Source organism: Cryobacterium sp. M15, from assembly GCF_002929675.1.
GTDB classification, from domain to species: domain Bacteria; phylum Actinomycetota; class Actinomycetes; order Actinomycetales; family Microbacteriaceae; genus Cryobacterium; species Cryobacterium lyxosi.
The window spans coordinates 136,148-156,419 of the sequence record NZ_PJJW01000039.1 but is presented as its reverse complement, the minus strand read 5'-3'; the positions used below and the strand labels follow the sequence as shown (position 1 = coordinate 156,419).

The following is a 20,272-nucleotide window of genomic DNA, read 5'->3' as shown; positions in this document are numbered from 1 at the left end:
AATTGCGTATGACCTTTCCGCCGGCTGGCACCGCTCCCACTCCCGATGATCTCCTCATCTTTCTCGCGGTCGCACGCACCGGCCGATTCACCACCGCGGCTGAAAGCCTGGGCCTGAACCACACCACGGTGTCCCGGCGTATCACCGCCCTCGAAAAGGCCCTCGACGGCCGTCTCCTGGCCCGCGCCGTGGGCGGCTGGGAGTTGACCGAGCTCGGAGAACGCGCCCGCACCGCGGCTGAGGGGGTGGAATCTGCGGTCAGCCTGCTGCGTGGTTCCGACGCCGAAGCCCAACAGATCTCCGGGGTGGTGCGCATGTCGGCGACGGACGGCTTCAGCGCCTACATCGCTGCCCCGGCCGTGGCCGTACTGCAGCGCCGGCATCCGCTCTTGCGCGTCGAAATCGTCACCGTCACCCGGCGGGCCCTGCAGCACCGTTCAGGACTGGACATCGAAGTCGTCGTGGGTGAGCCGCAGGTGCACCGGGCGGAGTCGATTCTGCTTGGTTATTACAGCCTCGGAATGTACGCCTCACGGCGCTACCTCAAGGCCCACGGCACACCGACCACCATTGCCGAGCTGACCGAGCATCCCCTCGTGTATTTCGTGGATTCCATGCTTCAGGTCGACGACCTCGATGCCCCCCGGCGGCTCGTGCCGCAGATGCGGGAGTCGCTCAGCTCCACCAACGTGTTCGTGCATGTCGAGGGAACCCGGGCCGGCGCTGGAATCGGATTTCTGCCCTGCTTCATGGCCGATCAGCATGCAGACCTGGTGCGCCTTCTTCCAGAAGATTTCCAAGAACGACTGCCGTACTGGATGGTTTTGCGCACCGAGTCATTGCGGCTGCCGGCCGTCGCGGCGCTCGTCGCGGCGCTCCGCGCGCAAATGGAGTCCTATGCGCCGGCACTGCTCGGCCGTAACGTCATCACCGGAAAGGACAGAGCCAACTAGACCCAGTCGCGCAGCTGGACAACTACACTGGGAAGGCACCAGCGGGAGTGGTGGAATTGGCAGACACGCAGGATTTAGGATCCTGTGCTTTCGAGCGTGGGGGTTCAAGTCCCCTCTCCCGCACATGGTTCATTCTTCAGCCCTCGACAGCACATCGAACAACACGCTCCCCCACGGGGGAACCGTTGACTTCTTTCGGGTCAGGTGAGGGCTTGACTTTCACCGTAACGGCGCTTTTCCCAGATGCGTTCAGTACGGGTACCCTGCGCGGATGCCACAGCCCGCGACCTCGACCAGCCCCACGACTGGTTGACGAGCCCCCTGTTTCAGGGGTCGGCGGCCCGGCGTTCTCTCACTATTGGGCGATACCCTGTGTCTCGGCACCCGCCGTCGCTACCCGAACGTCTGCCCTCCGCCGACTGGAGTTCCCCGCGTGATTCACACCGCATTGATTCCCTGGCTCGACCCGACGCACATCATTGAGTCGGCCGGTCCCTGGGCTTTGCTCGTCGTCTGCGCGATCGTCTTTGCCGAGACCGGGCTGCTGGTCGGGTTTCTCCTTCCGGGCGATACCCTGCTGATCATCACCGGCCTGCTCGCGTTCCCCGCCGCCGGCGTCATCCGGATTGATATCTGGTGGGTCGCCCTGGCCATTGGATTTGCCGCGTTCCTGGGCGGTGAAATCGGCTACCTCATCGGACATAAGTTCGGTCCGCGCGTCTTTGAACGCAAGGAGTCCGGCCTATTCAGCATTAAGAACGTCGACCGCACAAATGCGTTCTTCGTGCGATTCGGCGGTGTCGCCGTCATCGTCGCCCGGTTCGTGCCGATCGTGCGTACCTTCGCACCGGTCGCGGCGGGCGTCGGCCATATGGACTACCGCAAGTACACGCTGTACAACCTGATCGGCGCGCTGCTCTGGGGGGCCGGCCTGACCTTCGGCGGGTACTTTCTCGGCTATATTCCGCCGGTGGCCGAATTCGTCACGACGTACATCGACCTGATCTTGCTCAGCGCGGTGGTCATCACCCTCATTCCCACGGTGTTCCACTACGTGCAGTCAATCGTAAAAGCCCGCCGACTGCGCGGCCAGCCCACCACAGCCACGGGCAGTCACCTGCTCGACCCCCAAACGTTCAAGACCAACCACACGGGCCGCCACGAGAGCTGAGGCCGTCACCATCTGATTCGTTCAGCGGTGCTGGTGGCCTTCATGCTCGGCGTGCTCGGTCGGTTCCAGCTGAAAGGTTGAATGAGCGACGTCGAAATGCTTGCTGAGGCATCCCGACAGCTCATCGAGCAAAGCGTCGGTGCCGTGTGCGAGCACGGTCGCCTCCACGACGATATGCGCGGTGAACACGTGCGCACCGCTGGTGATGGCCCAGACGTGCACATCGTGCACGTCGACCACGCCATCCGTGCCGAGCAGATGGCGCCGAATCTCGGAAATATCGGTGTCGGCCGGCGTGGACTGGCTGAAGACACGCACGACGTCACGTAACAGCACGAAAGCGCGCGGAACGATCATGGCGGCAATGACGAGCGAGGCGACGGCATCCGCTTGGGTAAAACCGGTTATCAGAATACTGATGGCGGCCACGATCACGGCAACAGATCCCAGGGCGTCGCCGAGCACCTCGAGGTAGGCGCCGCGCATGTTGATCGACCCGGCAGCGGCCGGACGAAGCAGCAGCATTCCGGCGATGTTCGCTGCCAGACCGATGATGGCCACGATGAGCATGGGAGCTGGCAGCACAGCGCTTTCGCCCGGGGTTATCAGGCGAGCGATCGCAGCGACCGAAACGACGCCGGCCACGCCAAGCAGGATCAACCCGTTGATCAGCGCGCCGAACACCTCGGTGCGCTGAAAACCGAAGGTGGACCGGTCCGTCGCCGGGCGTGACGCCATGACGGTGGCCGTCAGGGCAACGATGAGCCCAAGCAGGTCGGACAGCATGTGCCCCGCGTCGGCCAGGAGAGCGAGCGATCCGGTCAGCCAGGCACCGATCACTTCGAGCAGCAGCACGACAGACACAATGCCAATGACGAGGGTCAGTCGCCTCCGGTTCGAGTCGGTGCCGTGCGCGTGATCGTGGCCCATGGCTCAACGTTAGAGCCGCGCACACCCGCTCGCCAGCCCGCAGGCTAGTTGGGAATGAATGCCGTTCTCAGCATCCGGGTGCTGCTCGATCTGACGCGGCGTCATGGGGCACCGAGCACCTCGCGCAGCACCGGAACGAGACCCTCGAACGCGATCGCCCGATGGCTGACCTGGTTTTTTACATGGGCCGAAAGCTCGGCCGCCGAAATGGCATAGCCTTCGGGCAGAAAGATCGGGTCATATCCAAAACCGTTGACGCCAGCCGGTTGGAACAGAAGCTGCCCCGGCCATTCGCCGGTCACGGCCCGCTCGGTGCCGTCGGGCAGGGCGAGAGCGGCCACACACGTGAAGTGGGCATCGCGGTGCTCCTCGGGAACGTCGCTGAGCTGCCAAAGCAGCAGACGCAGATTCTCACCGGCATCCTTGGCCGGTCCCGACCAACGCGCCGAGAAGATTCCCGGTGCCCCGCCAAGAATGTCGACGCAGATTCCCGAGTCGTCTGCGATTGCCGGGAGCCCGGTGTGCGCGGCAGCGGCGCGCGCTTTGATCAGTGCATTCTCGGTAAAAGTGACACCGTCTTCGACCGGTTCGGGGCCGTCATAGGCGAGCACCTCGATGCCAGGCAGCTGCGCGGCCAGGATGCGCCGCAACTCCTCGACCTTGTGGGCGTTGTGCGTTGCGAGAACGATCTGCACCGCTCAACGCTCCAGTGCGCTGGTCTGAAATTCGGTCAAGGTGATAGCGCCTTTCACGGCGAGGTCGAGCAGAACGTCGAGCTCGCTGCGGTCGAACGGTGCAGCTTCGGCGGTGCCCTGCACCTCGACGAACTTGCCGCGCCCGGTCACGACGACGTTCATGTCGGTGTCAGCGCGCACGTCTTCGGTATAGGCGAGGTCGAGCATGGGCACTCCGCCGATAATGCCGACAGACACGGCCGAGACGCTGTCGATGAGTGGCTGCGCCTTCTGCGAGATGAACTTCTTGGTGCGCCCCCACTCGAGCGCATCGGCGAGGGCGACGTACGCGCCGGTGATGGCCGCGGTGCGGGTTCCTCCGTCGGCCTGCAGCACGTCGCAGTCGAGCACGAGTGTGTTCTCGCCAAGCGCCTTCATATCGACCACCGCGCGCAGGCTGCGACCGATCAAGCGGCTGATCTCGTGCGTGCGACCGCCGATCTTGCCCTTGACCGATTCACGGTCCATGCGGCTGTTGGTCGAGCGCGGCAGCATCGAATATTCGGCGGTGACCCAGCCCTTACCCTTGCCGCTCATCCAACGCGGAACGCCGTTAGTGAACGACGCCGTGCAGAGTACCCTGGTGCGGCCGTATGAGATCAGGGCCGAGCCTTCGGCCTGGTCGCTCCAGCCGCGCTCGATCGTGATGGGGCGAAGTTCGTCGTTGGTGCGCCCATCGGCGCGCAGGGTCTCGGTCACGGTGTGCTCCTAGTGATTCGGGTGGAGGGGGAATTAGGGGGTCCGCTTCGACTGGATGCTGCCAGTTCGGCAAGGTTGAGTGTGCCGGTCTCGATCAGGTCGACGCGGCTGACCTCGGGTCCGATCAGACGATGGGCCAAGGCCAGGAATTCCTCGGCGCTGTCGCCGGTCGCCTCGTAACGGTAGCTGGGCGGGCTCGTGCGTGCGCGTTCCAGGCCCTGACTCACCAGCACCCGGTAGACGTCATTAGCTGTTTCGGTGTCACTCGAGACCAGGGTGACGTTCTCTCCCATCACATACGAGATGGCACCGCGCAAAAAGGGATAGTGGGTGCAGCCGAGCACGAGGGTGTCGACGCCTGCAGCGCGCAGCGGCGCAAGGTACTCCTCGGCGACGGCGAGCACCTCGGCGCCGGTCGTGACGCCGGCTTCGACGAACTCCACGAACCGCGGGCAGGCTTTGCTGAACAGCGTGATCTGGGGTGCGGCGGCGAAGGCGTCGTTGTAGGCACGCGAGTTGACAGTCCCGAGGGTACCGATGACTCCCACTCGCTGGTTGCGCGTGGTTGCGACGGCGCGGCGCACAGCCGGCTGAATGACCTCGATCACGGGCACGCTGTAGCGTTCACGGGCGTCGCGCAGCATCGCCGCCGACGCCGTGTTACACGCGATCACAAGCAGTTTCACGTCTTGCGCCACCAGATCATCGAGCACGTCCAGGGCGAACCCCCGTACGTCCGCTATTTTCTTGGGCCCGTACGGCGAGTGGGCCGTATCGCCGATGTAGAGAATGGACTCGTTGGGTAACTGGTCCTTGATCGCCCGGGCGACGGTCAGGCCGCCGACTCCGGAATCAAAAATACCAATCGGTGCATCCGTCACGGAGACCAAGCCTAGCCCGACAAGCGGATAAGCTGTGCCGGGTGACCCTGTCCCCCACGTACCCCGTGCCAGCGCACGGCGGCCCAGCCGCCCGCACCCCGGCTTTACGCACCGATCGGTACGAGCTCACGATGGTCGACGCCGCTATCCAGAGCGGGACCGCCGACCGTGAGTGCATGTTCGAAGCGTTCGCCCGACGGCTGCCCACCGGCCGGCGCTACGGAATCGTCGCCGGTACCGGCCGCCTGCTCGAACTGATTCGACAATTCCGCTTCACCACTGAGGAACTGACCTGGCTTGCCGACAACTCCGTCGTGCGCACTCCCACCCTCGACTACCTGGCCGACTATTCCTTCACCGGCAACGTCTGGGGTTACCAGGAGGGCGAAGCGTACTTTCCCGGATCCCCCCTGCTGCTGGTCGAGAGCACCTTCGCCGAGGGTGTCATTCTGGAGACCCTCATCCTCAGCGTGCTCAACTACGACATCTCGGTCGCCAGCGCCGCCGCCCGCATGGTCTCAGTGAGCCTCGGACGCCCGATCGCCGAGATGGGATCACGCCGCACCAACGAGCACTCGGCGGTCGCTGCCGCCCGCGCTGCATATATCGCCGGCTTTGCATCGACGAGCAACCTCGAAGCCGGCCGCCAATGGGGTCTGCCCACCATGGGGACAGCGGCCCACTCGTTCATTTTGCTGCACGACAGCGAGGAAGAAGCGTTCCAGGCGCAAGTGGATGCCTTCGGTACCGCCACAACGCTTCTCGTGGACACCTACGATGTGCCGGCCGGCATCGCCCTGGCGGTCAAGATCGCCGGGCCCGAGCTCGGCTCGATTCGCATCGACTCCGGCGATCTCCCCATTGTCGTCGCGGCGGCCCGAGCGCAACTCGATTCTCTCGGCGCCGTCAACACGAAAATCACCGTCACGAGCGACCTCGACGAGTTCGCCATCGCGGCTCTGTCGGCCAGCCCGGTCGACGCTTTCGGCATCGGCACCTCGGTGGTCACCGGTTCGGGAGAGCCGGCCGCCGGCCTGGTCTACAAGCTCGTCGCGCATAAGGGCCACGGCAACGACTGGATCTCCGTCGCCAAAACGTCGACCGCGAAGCTGTCTATCGGTGGTCGCAAGAGTGCGCTTCGTCGAGTGGATGCCGCCGGTACCGCCCAGGAAGAGATCATTCTGCTCGGTGACGGACCCGGCGGCAGTTTCGATTCCCGCAGCGGCCTCGAACGCGCACTTCTGGTCCCGCTGATCAGCGACGGCACCGTCGACGAACGATACGTGGGACCGGCCGGAACGCTGCGCGCCCGCGCGCACAACGCATCCGTCATGCAGGAACTGCCAATCGAGGCTTTTCGTTTAGGGCGCGGCGAGCCCGTTATTCCGACCTCGTATCGATAACCCCGGGCAGATTAAGCGCTACTTGGCCTTCATCTTCTCGTAGATGGCCTTGCACGTTGGGCACACCGGAAATTTTTCCGGGTCGCGTCCCGGCAGCCACTTCTTGCCGCACAGGGCCTTGACCGGTTTGCCCGAAATGGCCGATTCGAGAATCTTGTCTTTGGGAACATAGTGCGAAAAACGTTCGTGATCGCCGGGCTCGATCTGCTCCTGGTTCAGAAGTTCCTCGAGCTCACGATCAAGCGTGGACGTTCCGCCGCCGGGCTGGCCGGGTTCTGCAATGCTCACACGAAATTCAGTCATAGCCTCAGTCTAAACACTCTGCCCGCGACGGGTCAGGCCCGTTGAGCAGAAGCCAGCATCTCAGGACCGCGCCGGTCGAAGGCACGCGAACCGACCCAGATTCCCACGACCACAGCCACGAGTCCGAGGCCGACGCCGGTGCCGAGCGCGAGCAGATGCCAGGCCGGATCCTCAACGATTCCGAGATAGGCGAAGATGAGCGCGGGTAGCGCCACGATGATTGAGCCCGTGAAGGTGAGCGACTGCACCAGTCCCGCGGCGGTCTCTGTAGCCTGCGGCTGGGCGAACGGGCTGTCACCGGGTTTGGTGACCGGGTAGGGAAAACGAGTGGATGTGTAGCTCGAGAAGCCCAAACCGGCCAAAAGGATGCACGTGCTCACGCCCAGCATCGACAACAGCACTGACCAGTCACCGTAGAACGAAATGCTGATGACCGAGCCAATGCCGATGAGCGGTATACCCATGACGAGCGCGGGAAGGATCCGGCCGATACGGTCGGCCAGGCCGTGCGTTCCCGAAGCCACGTGCAGCCAGATTGCGGTGCTGTCGTAGGCAACGTCATTGTGCATGGTCCACCCGAGAAAAATGCACATGAGGGGCACCGGCACGAGCGCGAGGTAATGCAGCGGCACGCCGACGACACTCAGTGGCAGGATGGCGATGATGGGCACAATCGGAATCATGATCAGCGACACCCAATACCGTGAGTCGCGCGCCCAGTAAGTGAAGGTACGCGCAGCGATAGCGCCAACGGAACTGTGCGGCAGCCGGTCGAACCAGCCCAGGCCGGAATACTGTTTCGCCGCTGCTTCACGGCCGGGCGATACCAGCATGCGAGCCACGACGAACTGCCAGATCAGCCAGAGCGCGTAGGTGGATCCCACGGCTATAAGCAGTTTGAGGATGGCCTCACCCCAGGCACCGGTGGAGGCGTCGCCGGGAACGGCCCACGCTGCCCCGAACGGCGTCCAGCCCAGAATCGTGGCGAGAGTGGCCAGCAGGGTGCGGCCATGTCGGTCCCAGTCCGTGCTGAACAGCACCACAACGAGTGGAGAAATCAAGACCAGCACAACGACACCGATCAGCCCGGTGAACTCGCGGGAGCGTCTGGTCGACAGGAGAAAAGCCGCGAGGGATGCGCTCACTCGCGAGAGCAGAATGCAGGTCGCCAGGATCAGCGCGGCGGAGATGAGAGCGAGCAGAGTCTGCCCGATGCCACGCGACCACGTGACCACGGTGCCGAGAAGCACGATCGTCAGGGTGACCGCCGGTACGCCGATGAGCGCCGAACCGGCCAGGCCAAGCGACAACGAACGGTTCGGAATTCCGAGGAAGGCAAACTTACGGGGGTCCATGCTGTCATCGATGCCGACCACGATCGGGATGATCAGAAAACCCAACGCTACGGCCGATCCGGCCACAGTGAGCGAATCGCGAATCAGTGTGGGGTCACCGACGAACCGCAGGGTGATCAGTGCAACGAGAAGTGTGATGGAGACGCTCAGACCATAGAGCAGTCCTACGACCAGGCCGACAACCTGCCACGGGCTACGACGAAACAGGTTGGCGAGCAACCGGAGTTTCAGTCCGAAAAATTGTGCAACCATTCCATGCCCTCCGCTACCTTGCGCCCACCGGCGAGCTCGACGAACCGATCTTCCAGCGACTTCGGGCCACGGACCTCGTCAATGGTTCCCGCTGCCAGGACCCGGCCCTGCACGATGATGGCAACATGATCGCAGACGCGCTGAATCAGGTCCATGCCGTGGCTGGACAGCACGACAGTGCCACCGGCGGCCACATACTTCTGCAAAATCTCGGTCACGTTGACCGCAGAAACCGGGTCGACGGACTCGAACGGCTCATCGAGCACGAGCACCCGCGGGGAATGAATCATTGCACAGGCCAGGGCGATCTTCTTCGTCATGCCGGCGGAGTAGTCCGCAACGAGACGGTTGAGGGCATCCTCGAGGCCGAAAGCCACAGCGAGGTCCGCCGACCTGCTGCGCACGGTGTCGTTGTCGAGGCCGCGCAGGGTGCCAGCGTAATAAAGAAGTTGTGCGCCGGTGAGGCGGTCGAAGAGTCGAAGCCGGTCGGGCAGAACGCCCATCACACGCTTGGCCTCGTTCGGCCGAGCCCAGACGTCGATACCGTGCACCGTGACGTTCCCGGCGCTCGGCCGCAACAGGCCGGTGATCATCGACAGGGTCGTGGTCTTGCCAGCCCCGTTCGGCCCGACAATGCCATAGAACGAACCGGCTCGCACGGTCAGGTCGAGATCGGAGACCGCAACATTGTGACCGAATCGCTTCACGAGTCCCCGGGCTGCAATGACTATTGGAGCTTCAACGACAGCGGGCTTCTTTGCCGACTTCACCGCCGGAGAAATGACGGCCTTCGCGGCTGGCTCTGAGATGCGGGGTGTGGCAGTTCCCTGCATTTCCTCGGGACGTGGATCCATGCTCGGTTCGGGCAGCGGCGCGAGGGGCGTTCCCAGTGGCTGTTCCGTTTCGATCGCGACGAGCGCATCGCGGGTCGCGTACGGGCGCGTGGTTTCGTCGGTTGCGTTCTCGGCGAGTGTCTGTTCAGTCGCCCGGGTCGACCTAGCAACGTCCGGTAATTTTGGCGCCGTCAGCTTTCTCGGCGTCGTCGACGTGCGCACTGCTGGTTTGCGTACTGCTGGCGTACGCACGGCTGGTTTACCCGTGGCTGGCTCACTTACGGCTGGCTTTCCGCCGCCTTCGTCCGGAACTGCCTGAGTACCGGCCGACTTGACCGCCGCTGGCTTACGCACAGCTGGCTTACGCACGGCTGGCTTACGCACAGCTGGCTTACTTGCGCCCTCGTCTGGAACTGCCTGAGTGTCAACCGATTTAACCGCCGCTGGCTTACCTGCGCCCTCGTTCGGAACTGCCTGAGTGTCAAGCGACTTGACCGCCGCTGGCTTACGCACAGCTGGCTTACGCACGGCTGGCTTACGCACAGCTGGCTTATCTGCGCCTTCGTCCGGAACTGCCTGAGTGTCAACCGACTTAACCGCCGCTGGCTTACGCACAGCTGGCTTACGCACTGCCGGCTTACGCACTGCCGGCTTATTGGCCGCGGCCTTGCTGGCCGCCGGCTTGCTGCCTGCCGACTCCGTGGCGAGCGGTGCCATCGAGTCGGCGGAACGGTCCACGACAGGCTCGTCGTCGCGTTCAGGGTGGGGCGGCACAAAAGTCACTCCGCCAATCTACCAAGGACCACCGACAGGACGGCGCGGCGAGGACGGCAGTGGCCCTTGCAACCTGTGAGTAGGCTCCGTGCCGGGTCACGAAATGGACACGTGCTGAACGAATTCTTTCCTCATATTGAGGCAACAGGTTATGGTGAGAATGACATAACGGTGTGTCTTTACGTGAACATGTGGGTGAATCCTAAGCAAACTCTTCGCAATGAGAGCGGGTTTTGCGGCGTAACCCCAACCATTCTTGAGGAGATAATCGTGACGACGCAGTCGGCTAAGACGCACGCAATTAGGACGCAAGTGGTCATTCTGGCGGCCGGTATGGGCAGCCGTCTCGGGCGCTCATTGCCGAAGCCCCTCACCGAGCTGAGCGACGGCCGAACGATCATGCAGCAGCAGTTCGACAACATCGACCATGCCTTCGGCAACGCTGCCCAGGTCACGATCGTCGTTGGATACAAGCTTGAGCACATCATCGAAGCGTTCCCGCAGGCATCTTTCGTCTACAACGAGGAGTATGACCAGACCAACACCTCAAAGAGTCTGCTGCGTGCCCTGCAGGCTTCGAAGTCCGGCGGCGTACTGTGGATGAACGGCGATGTGGTCTTCGACCCGGCCATTCTCGACCGCGCTGCCGCCATGATGGCCCGTGACCAGTCCTTCGTCACCGTCAACACTGACAAGGTGTCCGATGAAGAAGTCAAGTACACCACGAGCGCCGAAGGCTTTATCAAGGAACTGTCGAAGACCGTCAGGGACGGCCTCGGCGAAGCCGTCGGCATCAACTACGTGTCGAGCACGGACAAAGCAACCCTGATCCGCCAGCTGGCCAAGGTCGCCGACCAGGACTACTTTGAACGCGGCATCGAGTTGGCTATCGAACAGAACCGCATGCTGGTCGAGCCGGTGAATATTTCCGACTTCTATGCCGTCGAAGTGGACTTCGCCGAGGACCTCGAGCGCGCCAACCTGTTCGTCTAACCAACGCACTCGCACCATCCGAAACCCCGGCGCCTCGGCGTGGGGGTTTCGTCGTCGCTGCATCGGGAACAAGCCCCGCGCAGAAGGAACCAGCCACGACTGGCACGGAACGCCGCCCGCGCTCCCATACGATAGACCGCGTGAGTAGTTACGCCCAGGTGCGCCCCGAACAGCGCACGCCGCTCGCCCGGTATCGGCATTCGCTGTGGTTGCTGACGGAGCGCGATCTGCGCGTGCGCTACTCGACCTCAGCGCTCGGCTACTTTTGGTCCATCCTCGATCCGCTCGTGATGGCCGGCATCTACTGGTTCGTCTTCACCCAGGTCTTCGACCGCAGCGTCGGCGACACCCCGTACATCGTGTTTCTCCTGGCTGCCCTGCTGCCCTGGATGTGGTTCAACGGTGCGGTCTCGGATTGCACCCGCGCATTTCTGCGCGAGGCGAAACTCATCCGCTCCACGCGCATCCCCCGCACCATCTGGGTGAACCGCCTGGTGCTATCCAAGGGAATCGAGTTTCTGGCATCCCTGCCCGTGCTGGTGTTGTTCGCAGTCGTGTATGGCGCCGAACTCAGCATCGACGTACTGTTCTTCCCCCTCGCCATTGTTATCCAGGCAATGTTGACCGCCGGCGTCGGACTGCTCGTCGCCCCGCTCGTGGTGTTCTTCCGCGACCTGGAACGGGCCGTCAAACTCATCCTGCGATTTCTGTTCTACGCCTCCCCCATCATCTACGGCACCACCGACTTACCGCCCGAATTGCACTTCTGGGCTGCTTTCAACCCGCTGACCGGCATTTTCAGTCTTTATCGCTCGGCTTTCTTTCCTGAGCAGCTCGACTGGTTCACTGTCGTGATCAGCGCGGTCATGTCCTTCGTCTTCCTCGGGCTCGGATTGCTGGTCTTTCGACGCACCGAACGTGCCGTTCTGAAGGAGATCTAGTGGCCCAGGTGAGAGCATCCACCACGGGAACGCCTGTGATCTCCCTGCAGAACGTCGGCATCCGCTTTCGCCGGAATCGGCGTGGGCGTCGAAATTTCAAGGATCTTTTCGGTGCCAATAAACGGCGCAGTCGGCCAAGTGAGTTCTGGGCCCTGCAGCACGTTTCCTTCACCGTGCAACCGGGCGAAGCCATCGGTGTCGTCGGGCGCAATGGTCAAGGCAAGTCGACCCTGCTCAAACTCGTGACCGGAGTCGTGCTGCCCGACGAGGGGTCGGTACGCGTCACGGAGGGCGTGGCACCACTGATCGAGATCACCGGCGGGTTCGTGGACGACCTCAGTGTGCGCGACAACGTCTATCTGACGGCCGGCCTGCACGGCATGACACGCAAGCAGATCACGGAACGCTTCGACGAGATCATCGAATTCGCCGAGATCGCCGACTTCATTGACACGCCATACAAACACCTGTCGAGCGGTATGAAAGTACGAATCGCCTTTGCGGTGATATCTCGGCTGGAGGAGCCGATTCTGCTGGTCGATGAGGTTTTGGCCGTGGGCGATAAAGCTTTCCGGGAAAAGTGCTATCGCCGCATCGAGGAACTCCTGGCGGGCGGGCGTACCCTGTTCATCGTCTCGCACAATGAGCGCGATCTGCGACGCTTCTGCACCCGCGGTCTGTACCTCGACAAGGGCGACCTGGTGCTCGACGGGCCGATCACGGACGTGCTTGCTCGGTACAACACCGACTACGGCGTCAAACCAGCAGCCTGACCCAAGCCTGGCCGCCGATTCGCCGTGGCGTTCTGGGAGCGTCGAAACTCGATCGCGATGTACGAGTCGCGAGTCGGCGGCAGCTGCTCGAGAGCGAGACCGGTCACGAGCTCACTCAACTCGAGTTGCAGCACGGCCGCCAGGCGAATGAGCGTGTACATCGTTGGGTTTCCGTGCCCACGGTCGATGCGGGCGTAGTTCGAGACGTTGAGTCCGGCGAGGAGCGCAACAGACTCCTGATTGAACCCGAGCGCCAAACGGCGCTCTCGCAGGCGTAGTCCGAGCAGTCGCGAGGCTTCTGATTTGGGCTCAAGCATTCTTCAGTTGTAGCGGCACAGCCGAGTCTTGACTAGCGGGTGGACTTTTAACGAAAGACAGTATTTGTATCCGGGTGCGCCCAAGTAACCCAGCGCGCGTCACGGTGCACCCCGTACACTCGACCAGAGGCACCGAGAAAGGCGAGCCATGGCGAGGAAGAGCACACCGATGCTGTCATCGACCGGCGGCACTCCCCAAGGTGGAGCACTGCCTACCGGGCTTGTCAAGGGCTTTGATCGGGTGTTGGCCATCCATCGACCCGTCGTGCTTGCACATATTCGCAGCATCCGACGGCGCAATCCCCAAGCCGCCCCCGAACAAATCGTGCGCATTCTGGAAAAACGCTACCTCGCTGCGGTCACAGCCGGCGGTGCCGCGGTGGGCGCCACCGCGGTTATTCCCGGCGTCGGCACCGGAATCACCCTCGCACTATCGGGAGTGGAAACCGCCGGTTTTCTCGAGGCAACGGCTTTGTTCACCCAATCGGTGAGCGAAGTGCATGGAATCGCGGTGGAAGACCCCGATCGCGCCCGCGCCCTCGTCCTGACGATGATGCTCGGCCGGGAGGGCAGCGATCTGGTGCGACAGCTCGCCGGTCAGGTGACCGGCTCGGGAACCGCGAGAAACACCTACTGGGGTGAACTCATCACCAACAGTCTTCCCCGCGCCGTTCTCGGCCCACTCACCGACCGACTCAAAAGTACATTTCTGCGCCAGTTCGCCACCCGCGGCGGGGCGAGCCTGCTCGGAAAGGCCTTGCCGTTTGGCATCGGAGCGGTGATCGGCGGTGCGGGAAACCACATTCTGGGCACCAAGGTGATGCGCGCGTCACGCCTCGCCTTCGGTCCGGCCCCCGCCGGTTTTCGGCCGGATCTGGACCCGCAAGTGCGTGCCATCACGGTTCGCGAAAAGCGACGCGGTAAGTCGGTGGCGGCCATATCGGCCGAGCCAACGGCATCCGCTTCGTAGCCGACCACGCCCGGAGCGACGGGGCGTCGGTGTACTACTCCGTACCGGGACTCTGTGCAGAATCGGGCACGATCGCACGATCGGCATCGTGCACAGCCGCGAATCGGTCCCACTCATCCATCAGGTGCTGCACGGCCCCGTGGAAGAGGCCCGTCGCGACGCCAGGGGCGGTGTCACCGAAATAGCGGTGCACCCAGCCCTGCAGGCGATCGACCGCCGCCTCATCGTGGGTGAGTCGGTCGACGGCGATCACAATATCGGCGGCGTGATCGGCAGGGAGCCACTCACAGTCGGAGAGATAGCCGCTCGTGTCGATCACGGCCGTTGGGTTGACGGGCCGGGTGATGATGAGCGGCTTGCCGGTGGCGAGCCGGTCGTAGACCATGGCGGAGATGTCGACGATGGCCACATCCGCTGCGGCTAATTGCCAGCCGAGATCAGGACCAGAGTCGTAGACGTGCTGCGCGCGCGGGTCACGATCGTTGGCCGCGGCAATGGCGCCGATGATGGCCTTGTTGGCGGCCCCGTAGTTGTGGTCGACGACGCCGCTGCGCGGATGTGGTCGATAGATGACGCGGTGGGTACCGGTGGCCAACAGAGCAGTGACGAGCGCAACACCGTGGCTGGCGACAGACCCGTAGGCCGCGGCGGCCCTGTCCCCCTCCCAGGTGGGCGCATAGAGCACAACCTGGCGTTCATCGGGCAGGTAAGGCAGTTGACCGCTGAAGTAGTCGGCCTGGGGGCGCCCGATCTTGAAGGCGCGCTTATCGAAGTCGTAGTCCCAGAGCACCCGGTTGAGCCGGGCGAGTGCAGCGTCCCCCGCAACGAACGAGTAGTCGTAGGCCTTGAACTGGTTGGTGATCATGTACATCTTGTCGCTCTCACCGTGGTTGATGAAAACGTGCCAGCACCGCCCGTAGCGCATCATCTGAAAGTTGCGCGGGTTCTGGTTGACGTAAAACACGATACGAATATCCTGCTCGGCAACGATCTGCTCGAGCTGCGGAACCGTACGGGCGTAGGCGACGGGAATGGGCGCCTCGTTCATGAGTTTGAGGGTGCCGCCGCCAGTACGACTGATCACGAGTACCGGCCACGTCTTGGCGAGCGTTGCGAGCGGCTGGTACCACTGCCGTATTTGGTACATGTTGACGGGTCCGTCAGCGAAGTACACGGCAATCTTGAAATGATTGTCTTCGCGCAGCTCCCGTTCTTGCAGCGGCCCACGCAGCTCGTGTTGGGCCTTGCGGGAGGCCATAACATCCCTGACCAGCTTGACTGCACGCCTGACGTCTTCCCGAATTGCCACCGGCTAAGACTACCTTTCGTTAGATGATCGGAGGGCGCCCTGCGCGGGTCATTCGCCAGACCGTGCGTGCTCGAAGCGGATGCCGTGGTCCCGGGTCTTGACGCCACCCTTCGCGCCAGCCGTCGAACCAGGCGTGCAGTGCCGGCCGGTTGCTCGGGCCCCAGCGCAGCACCTGAATCGCCGTCCAGGCGCCCACGTACAGCGGCACCAAGAGCATTGGCAGGTTGCGGCGAGCCAGCCACACCCGGTTGCGAGCGTTCAGCCGGTAGTAGTCGGCGTGTCGGGTGGGCAGAATGACCGGATGGTTGGCCACGAGGTCGCCGGCATACCAGGCGACCCGGTCCTGGTCCCAGACCCGCCACGCCAGTTCGATGCCTTCGTGCGCGTAGAAGAATGGTTCGGCCCAGCCTCCGGTCGCGTCGAAGACGCTGCGCGGCAGCAGAACGGCGCCCTCCCAGACGGAGAATACCGGTCCGGGCGTACTGGCCTCGCCCTTGCGGATGCGGGGAATCCACCGACGCGGCGATTCGATTCCCGCCGGGTCTTCGACCCGAGGCTGAAGCAGCCCGATTGTCGGGTCGGCGCGCATCTTGCCGATCGCGTCGATCAAGAACTTCGGGTCGGGAATGCTTGCATCGTCGTCGAGGAAGAACAGGTATTCCCCGGTGACACGCGACACGCCGCGGTTACGGCCGGCTGGAATGCCCAGGTTGGTCGGAAGTCCGAAGGACTGCACGCCGACCGGCAGGCCGGTCGGTTGCCAACCGTTGCCGACGCAGACCACGTCGAGGGTCACTCCCTGCTGGGCCAGCACCGAGCGGATGCCCCGCTCGAGATCAGCCGGACGGGTGCCCTGAGTGAGCACCACCACACCGACCGTCACAGCGCCGGCCGGTGCAGCGCCGGCAGCTGCGTCAGGAACGGACACGCTTGGACGCCATGATGGCCACAAAATGGCCGATGAGCGATAGGAACGCGAGCGGTACCAGTACGATCAGCACGGTCCGGTCAACGAGCGGCTGCTCGAGAAACAGTCCGACGACGGCGGCAGCGAAGATGACCATGGTCAGTTCGACCGAGTGGTACAGGCGATGGAAGGGTACGAAACGGGCGAGTCGGCGCACCCGGGCGATCACGCTCGAGGTCGGAGTCTTCTCGCCGTGGGTGTCGGCGAGCTTCGTCAATCCGGCATTGGCCCGTGCGACGTGCACCATATCGTTGAGCGCCTTGTTCAGCACGATGATCAGAGCGAGCAGCAACGCCAGGGTGCTCCACAAAAAGTCGTCGGGTGAGTCGAATGGGTACGCAGCCGCCCGAATTCCGAGGGCGATGGGAATGAGTGACTCGGTGGAGTAGTGTCCGACCTTGTCGAGGAACACGCCGGCGGGCGAGGACGTGCCGCGCCATCGCGCCACTTCGCCGTCGCAGCAGTCGATGAGCATCTGCACCTGGCTGAACGCGAGGGCGAGCAGTGCCCCCCAGATTCCGGGGATCAGCAGGGCGGCGGCAGTCGACCAGCCGGCGAGGATCATCAACGCGGTCACGCCGTTGGCGGAGATGCGGGTCTTCAGCAGCACCCAGGTCAGGTACGGCGATAGGTCGCGCAGGTACAGGCTCGCCGTCCAGTGCTCGGCGTTGGCACGCAGGCGCACTTCGGGCGGCTGGGCCACCGCGCGCAGCTGAGCGATCGATTCCGGTCGAGCCAAGCGCCGATGTGAGGTCTCGGGCGAACTGGTCATCTGCTCACCTTCCCGTGTGTGCCGTGATGTTGCTGGTGAGTTTGAGATACCCGAGCACAAACCCGACCCCCCAGCAGAAGTGAATGCAGGGCAAGACTACGAGAAAATTCAGGGAGGTACGAATTCCGTCCGGCCTGGCCACCGTGAGCGTCGCGGCCACCACGATGACCAGATACCCGATGGGAACTATGAGACCGAGGAACAACCACGGCGCCGCGCCGAAGGCCACCTGCACGATTCCGGCCACTCCGAGGAGCAGCCCGAGAGCTACCGCCAGAACCATGGCCGGCGGCACAAAATAGCGGATGCCGTTGGCCGCCGGATACCGACGGGCCAGTTCGCCGCGCCAGAGCCCGGTCGAGAGCATCTGCCGGGCGAGTTGGGGCAGGGTCGGCCGCGGACGATACAGCACGCGCAGTTCGGGGGTGAACCAGACAAGTCCACCGGCCTCACGGAGGCGCCGATTGAGGTCCCAGTCCTGACCGCGTTTGACGCCCTCGTCGAACAATCCGACAGCCAGGATGCTCGCAGTGCGAAAACAACCGAGGTAGACGGTTTCGGCAGCACCCTCAGCCCCGCCGACATGGTGCGGGGTACCGCCGAGGCCGATGCGGGTACCGTACGCACGGGCCACTGCGCGCTCGAACGCGCTGATACCACGGGCATCCATGATGCCACCGACGTTGTCGGCACCGGTGCGCTCAAGCGTCTCCACGGCGATGCGGGCGTATTCGGGTGGTAGCACCGAGTGGGCGTCGACGCGAATGACCACCGCGTACTGCGACGCACGGATGGCGATGTTCAGGCCCGCCGGAGTCGAGCCGATGTCGTTGGGCACGACCCGAATTCGCGAGTCGACCGCGGCCATTTCTTCGACCAGTTCGGTCGTGCCGTCGATGCTCGGTCCGAGCGCCAGGGTGACCTCAAACGGGCCCTCGAAGTCTTGTGCCAGCAGGCTCTCGACGGCGGCTCGCACGTGCGTCGCCTCGTTGAGCACCGGCATCACGTACGACACCCCGGGAAGAAATTTCTCACCACGTTGGTGCACCTGGCTGGCCAGCTTTCCGGTTGATGGGTAAGACGATCGAGCCTACCAGCCCACGAAATGCCAATCATCGCGGAACGTGTCAAACAGCACCGCTCACCGTAATCGCGTCGCCGGCGAGCCGGCGACGCGATGAGAAGGGAGGAACAGAGTGCGGTTAGCTGGTGTACTCGCCCACCGTGACCGATACGGTGGTCGACTTGCCGTCTCGCACATAGGTGAGGGCGGCGGTTCCACCAGCGGGGAGCACCCGCACCTGGGCGGTGAGGTCGATCGAGTCTGTGATCGGCACGCCGTTGAAGTTGGTGACGACGTCGCCCTCGGCCAGACCGGCCTTGTCGGCGGCACCGCCCGAGGTTAGCTTGCTTATGAGGGCGCCCACAGTGCTGCTGGTCGAGCTGGACGCATCCTTGACGCCCGCACCGAGCAGGCCGTGGGTGGCCGTTCCGTTGGCGATGATCTCCTCGGAGATGCGCTTGGCAAAGTTCGACGGAATGGAGAATCCGACGCCGATGCTCCCGGCAGCGGACGACGAGGTGGCACTGCCGGCGCTGGCGATGGCCACGTTGATGCCGATCAGTTCACCGCTGCCATTGAGCAGGGCGCCTCCGGAGTTGCCCGGGTTGATGGCGGCATCCGTTTGAATCACTGGGAGGGCAATGTTCGCCGTGGCGGCCTGGGTACCCTTCGACGGCGTGCCGTCCTGGTTCGGAAAGTCGAAGAAGAAGGGGTTCTGACTCTGTCCTTCGTCGGGCGCTGTGGTGTCGGGTGAGCTCGGCGCTGCCGAACTCGCGACGGTAATGCTGCGATTGAGGGCACTGACGATGCCGTCAGTGACCGTGCCGGAGAGGCCTAGCGGGGCACCGATGGCGATGGCGCTGTCACCGACGTTGAGTTCGGAGGAATCGCCCCAGGTAATCGGGGTGAGTCCACTGGCGTCGGTCAGTTTGATCACGGCGAGGTCGGAGACCGGGTCGGTACCCACGAGCGTGGCGGCGTACAGCTTGCCATCACTGCTTTTGACTTCGATTTTCACGTCGGAGACGGCCCCGTCGAGGGTGACGACGTGGGTATTGGTGAGCACGTAGCCATCGTCGGTGAGGATCACACCGGATCCGGTTCCGCCCGAGGAACTGCTGGAAACGTCAATGGTCACGACGCTCGGCGAGGCTTTGGCCGCGACGGCGGTGATCTGGTTGACGCTCTTGGTGTCGTTCACCACGACATTGCTGGGGCCGGAGACCTGGCTGACCGGTACGCCGTCGTTTTGGCCATTCATTATGAGCGCGGTAATCCCGGCACCGGACGATCCACCGACGAGAGCACCAATGGCGAGCGCTGCGATCAACGCGACACTGCCCTTGCGGCGACCGGGTTCCTTCGTCTTATTCGACGCGAAGGGCTGGCCGGGGAAAGCATCCGTGGGATAATAATCAGCGGTCGCATACGCCTGCGACGAAGCGCTCGGAGCGCCAGCGAAGCTCGGAGAATCAGTGAAGCTCGGAGCGTTAGTGGAGCTCGAGGCTGCCGCAGTCTCGACCGGGCGACCGAAAGCATCCGTCGGGTAGGCGACGGTTTGGGCGGTGTCGGGGACATCGTGAGTCGGCAGGGTCGGTGCGTTGACGACCGGGACAGCGGACTCGACACTCGCCGGCGGCGCGGTCGGGGACGTGGGCACGGCCGGGGCATCGGTGGGTGGGGTCGACGGTGGGGCAGTGGGTGGGGTAGCCTCGCCGGACTCATTCACAGCAAAAGCGGCAGTGTCATCAGCAGGATCAGGGGTGGTGCCAAAATCCTTGGTGTTGTCAGTCATCGGTGCTCCTTCCAAGCTTTGCAAGCTTTGCGCCCAAACCTGAACGTTCAATATGTACAAGCTGAGAGCAGTCAATGATCATGC

General features: G+C 63.5%; 20 protein-coding genes and 1 tRNA gene. 8 read left to right on the top strand and 13 right to left on the bottom strand.

Annotated elements, in window-relative coordinates:
- The first annotated feature begins 8 nt into the window (after window positions 1–8).
- The 3 genes from CXY83_RS12090 to CXY83_RS12080 all read left to right on the top strand — a co-directional run bounded on the left by CXY83_RS12090 (window position 9) and on the right by CXY83_RS12080 (window position 2,124).
- Window positions 9–953 (top strand): LysR family transcriptional regulator, encoded by a 945-nt coding sequence (locus tag CXY83_RS12090; protein ID WP_104197583.1) that lies wholly within the window; start codon window positions 9–11, stop codon window positions 951–953.
- A gap of 41 nt (window positions 954–994) precedes the next feature.
- Window positions 995–1,076, top strand: a tRNA-Leu gene (locus tag CXY83_RS12085).
- A 313-nt stretch (window positions 1,077–1,389) separates the two neighbouring features.
- On the top strand, window positions 1,390–2,124 hold the full coding sequence (locus CXY83_RS12080; RefSeq protein WP_199184965.1) for a DedA family protein: 735 nt from the start codon (window positions 1,390–1,392) through the stop codon (window positions 2,122–2,124).
- A 21-nt stretch (window positions 2,125–2,145) separates the two neighbouring features.
- Here CXY83_RS12080 and CXY83_RS12075 read toward each other — a convergent pair whose 3' ends face one another.
- From CXY83_RS12075 to murI, 4 genes are all read right to left on the bottom strand, one after another.
- Entirely contained in the window at window positions 2,146–3,054 is a 909-nt protein-coding gene (locus tag CXY83_RS12075) for a cation diffusion facilitator family transporter (RefSeq protein ID WP_104197581.1), read from the bottom strand.
- A 101-nt stretch (window positions 3,055–3,155) separates the two neighbouring features.
- A complete protein-coding gene (gene rdgB / locus CXY83_RS12070) occupies window positions 3,156–3,749 on the bottom strand; it encodes an RdgB/HAM1 family non-canonical purine NTP pyrophosphatase (protein ID WP_104197580.1) in 594 nt (197 codons plus the stop codon).
- 3 nt (window positions 3,750–3,752) lie between these two features.
- Window positions 3,753–4,487: a ribonuclease PH gene (gene rph / locus CXY83_RS12065; protein ID WP_104197579.1), complete on the bottom strand. Its 735-nt coding sequence runs from the start codon at window positions 4,485–4,487 to the stop codon at window positions 3,753–3,755.
- Complete coding sequence (murI, locus tag CXY83_RS12060; protein ID WP_104197578.1) at window positions 4,484–5,368, bottom strand: glutamate racemase; 885 nt, start codon at window positions 5,366–5,368, stop codon at window positions 4,484–4,486. The genes rph and murI overlap by 4 nt, the downstream gene beginning before the upstream one ends.
- 41 nt (window positions 5,369–5,409) lie before the next feature.
- Here murI and CXY83_RS12055 point away from each other — a divergent pair, with 41 nt between their 5' ends.
- The gene (locus CXY83_RS12055) at window positions 5,410–6,771 is read left to right on the top strand and encodes a nicotinate phosphoribosyltransferase (RefSeq protein WP_255408773.1); all 1,362 of its coding nucleotides are present in this window, start codon (window positions 5,410–5,412) and stop codon (window positions 6,769–6,771) included.
- Window positions 6,772–6,789: 18 nt separating this feature from the next.
- On the opposite strand, the gene CXY83_RS12050 is transcribed toward CXY83_RS12055, so the two are convergent.
- The 3 genes from CXY83_RS12050 to CXY83_RS12040 are packed head-to-tail and all read right to left on the bottom strand — an operon-like array spanning window position 6,790 to window position 9,535.
- Window positions 6,790–7,074: a DUF3039 domain-containing protein gene (locus CXY83_RS12050; protein ID WP_104128156.1), complete on the bottom strand. Its 285-nt coding sequence runs from the start codon at window positions 7,072–7,074 to the stop codon at window positions 6,790–6,792.
- A gap of 32 nt (window positions 7,075–7,106) precedes the next feature.
- Window positions 7,107–8,681 (bottom strand): hypothetical protein, encoded by a 1,575-nt coding sequence (locus tag CXY83_RS12045; RefSeq protein ID WP_104197577.1) that lies wholly within the window; start codon window positions 8,679–8,681, stop codon window positions 7,107–7,109.
- Complete coding sequence (locus CXY83_RS12040) at window positions 8,657–9,535, bottom strand: ABC transporter ATP-binding protein (protein ID WP_104197767.1); 879 nt, start codon at window positions 9,533–9,535, stop codon at window positions 8,657–8,659. The genes CXY83_RS12045 and CXY83_RS12040 overlap by 25 nt, the downstream gene beginning before the upstream one ends.
- A gap of 1,053 nt (window positions 9,536–10,588) precedes the next feature.
- Here CXY83_RS12040 and CXY83_RS12035 point away from each other — a divergent pair.
- The 3 genes from CXY83_RS12035 to CXY83_RS12025 all read left to right on the top strand — a co-directional run bounded on the left by CXY83_RS12035 (window position 10,589) and on the right by CXY83_RS12025 (window position 12,995).
- Window positions 10,589–11,281, top strand: a complete 693-nt coding sequence (locus CXY83_RS12035) for an NTP transferase domain-containing protein (protein WP_104197766.1) — start codon at window positions 10,589–10,591, stop codon at window positions 11,279–11,281.
- A 140-nt stretch (window positions 11,282–11,421) separates the two neighbouring features.
- Window positions 11,422–12,222 (top strand): ABC transporter permease, encoded by an 801-nt coding sequence (locus CXY83_RS12030; protein WP_233200868.1) that lies wholly within the window; start codon window positions 11,422–11,424, stop codon window positions 12,220–12,222.
- Window positions 12,222–12,995 carry an ABC transporter ATP-binding protein gene (locus tag CXY83_RS12025; protein ID WP_233200866.1) on the top strand — a complete coding sequence of 258 codons (774 nt, stop codon included), beginning with the start codon at window positions 12,222–12,224 and terminating at the stop codon, window positions 12,993–12,995. The genes CXY83_RS12030 and CXY83_RS12025 overlap by 1 nt, the downstream gene beginning before the upstream one ends.
- Here the strand turns inward: CXY83_RS12025 and CXY83_RS12020 are convergent.
- A complete protein-coding gene (locus CXY83_RS12020; protein WP_104197575.1) occupies window positions 12,971–13,312 on the bottom strand; it encodes a helix-turn-helix domain-containing protein in 342 nt (113 codons plus the stop codon). The two genes, CXY83_RS12025 and CXY83_RS12020, sit on opposite strands and share 25 nt — an antisense overlap.
- Before the next feature lie 148 nt (window positions 13,313–13,460).
- Between CXY83_RS12020 and CXY83_RS12015 the strand changes: the two genes are divergently transcribed.
- On the top strand, window positions 13,461–14,282 hold the full coding sequence (locus CXY83_RS12015) for a hypothetical protein (RefSeq protein WP_369831159.1): 822 nt from the start codon (window positions 13,461–13,463) through the stop codon (window positions 14,280–14,282).
- A 34-nt stretch (window positions 14,283–14,316) separates the two neighbouring features.
- Here the strand turns inward: CXY83_RS12015 and CXY83_RS12010 are convergent, their stop codons facing one another.
- The 5 genes from CXY83_RS12010 to CXY83_RS11990 all read right to left on the bottom strand — a co-directional run bounded on the left by CXY83_RS12010 (window position 14,317) and on the right by CXY83_RS11990 (window position 20,188).
- On the bottom strand, window positions 14,317–15,591 hold the full coding sequence (locus CXY83_RS12010; protein ID WP_104197574.1) for a CDP-glycerol glycerophosphotransferase family protein: 1,275 nt from the start codon (window positions 15,589–15,591) through the stop codon (window positions 14,317–14,319).
- Between the two features lie 19 nt (window positions 15,592–15,610).
- Window positions 15,611–16,519 (bottom strand): glycosyltransferase family 2 protein, encoded by a 909-nt coding sequence (locus CXY83_RS12005; protein ID WP_233200864.1) that lies wholly within the window; start codon window positions 16,517–16,519, stop codon window positions 15,611–15,613.
- Window positions 16,506–17,330, bottom strand: coding sequence for a CDP-alcohol phosphatidyltransferase family protein (locus tag CXY83_RS12000; RefSeq protein WP_104197573.1), 825 nt, complete (start codon window positions 17,328–17,330; stop codon window positions 16,506–16,508). Before CXY83_RS12000 ends, CXY83_RS12005 begins: the two co-directional genes overlap by 14 nt.
- Before the next feature lie 4 nt (window positions 17,331–17,334).
- A complete protein-coding gene (locus tag CXY83_RS11995; protein WP_255408772.1) occupies window positions 17,335–18,378 on the bottom strand; it encodes a glycosyltransferase family 2 protein in 1,044 nt (347 codons plus the stop codon).
- A gap of 154 nt (window positions 18,379–18,532) precedes the next feature.
- Entirely contained in the window at window positions 18,533–20,188 is a 1,656-nt protein-coding gene (locus tag CXY83_RS11990) for a S1C family serine protease (protein ID WP_104197572.1), read from the bottom strand.
- Window positions 20,189–20,272 lie beyond the last annotated feature (84 nt).

Excerpts from the sequence above, each read along its gene's own strand:
- CXY83_RS12090 (WP_104197583.1), top strand. The coding sequence starts at position 9 with ATGACCTTTCCGCCGGCTGGCACCGCTCCCACTCCCGATGATCTCCTC.
- CXY83_RS12075 (WP_104197581.1), bottom strand. The coding sequence starts at position 3,054 with ATGGGCCACGATCACGCGCACGGCACCGACTCGAACCGGAGGCGACTG.
- CXY83_RS12050 (WP_104128156.1), bottom strand. The coding sequence starts at position 7,074 with ATGACTGAATTTCGTGTGAGCATTGCAGAACCCGGCCAGCCCGGCGGC.
- CXY83_RS12045 (WP_104197577.1), bottom strand. The coding sequence starts at position 8,681 with ATGGTTGCACAATTTTTCGGACTGAAACTCCGGTTGCTCGCCAACCTG.
- CXY83_RS12040 (WP_104197767.1), bottom strand. The coding sequence starts at position 9,535 with ATGGATCCACGTCCCGAGGAAATGCAGGGAACTGCCACACCCCGCATC.
- CXY83_RS12020 (WP_104197575.1), bottom strand. The coding sequence starts at position 13,312 with ATGCTTGAGCCCAAATCAGAAGCCTCGCGACTGCTCGGACTACGCCTG.
- CXY83_RS12015 (WP_369831159.1), top strand. The coding sequence starts at position 13,461 with ATGGCGAGGAAGAGCACACCGATGCTGTCATCGACCGGCGGCACTCCC.
- CXY83_RS12000 (WP_104197573.1), bottom strand. The coding sequence starts at position 17,330 with ATGACCAGTTCGCCCGAGACCTCACATCGGCGCTTGGCTCGACCGGAA.
- CXY83_RS11990 (WP_104197572.1), bottom strand. The coding sequence starts at position 20,188 with ATGACTGACAACACCAAGGATTTTGGCACCACCCCTGATCCTGCTGAT.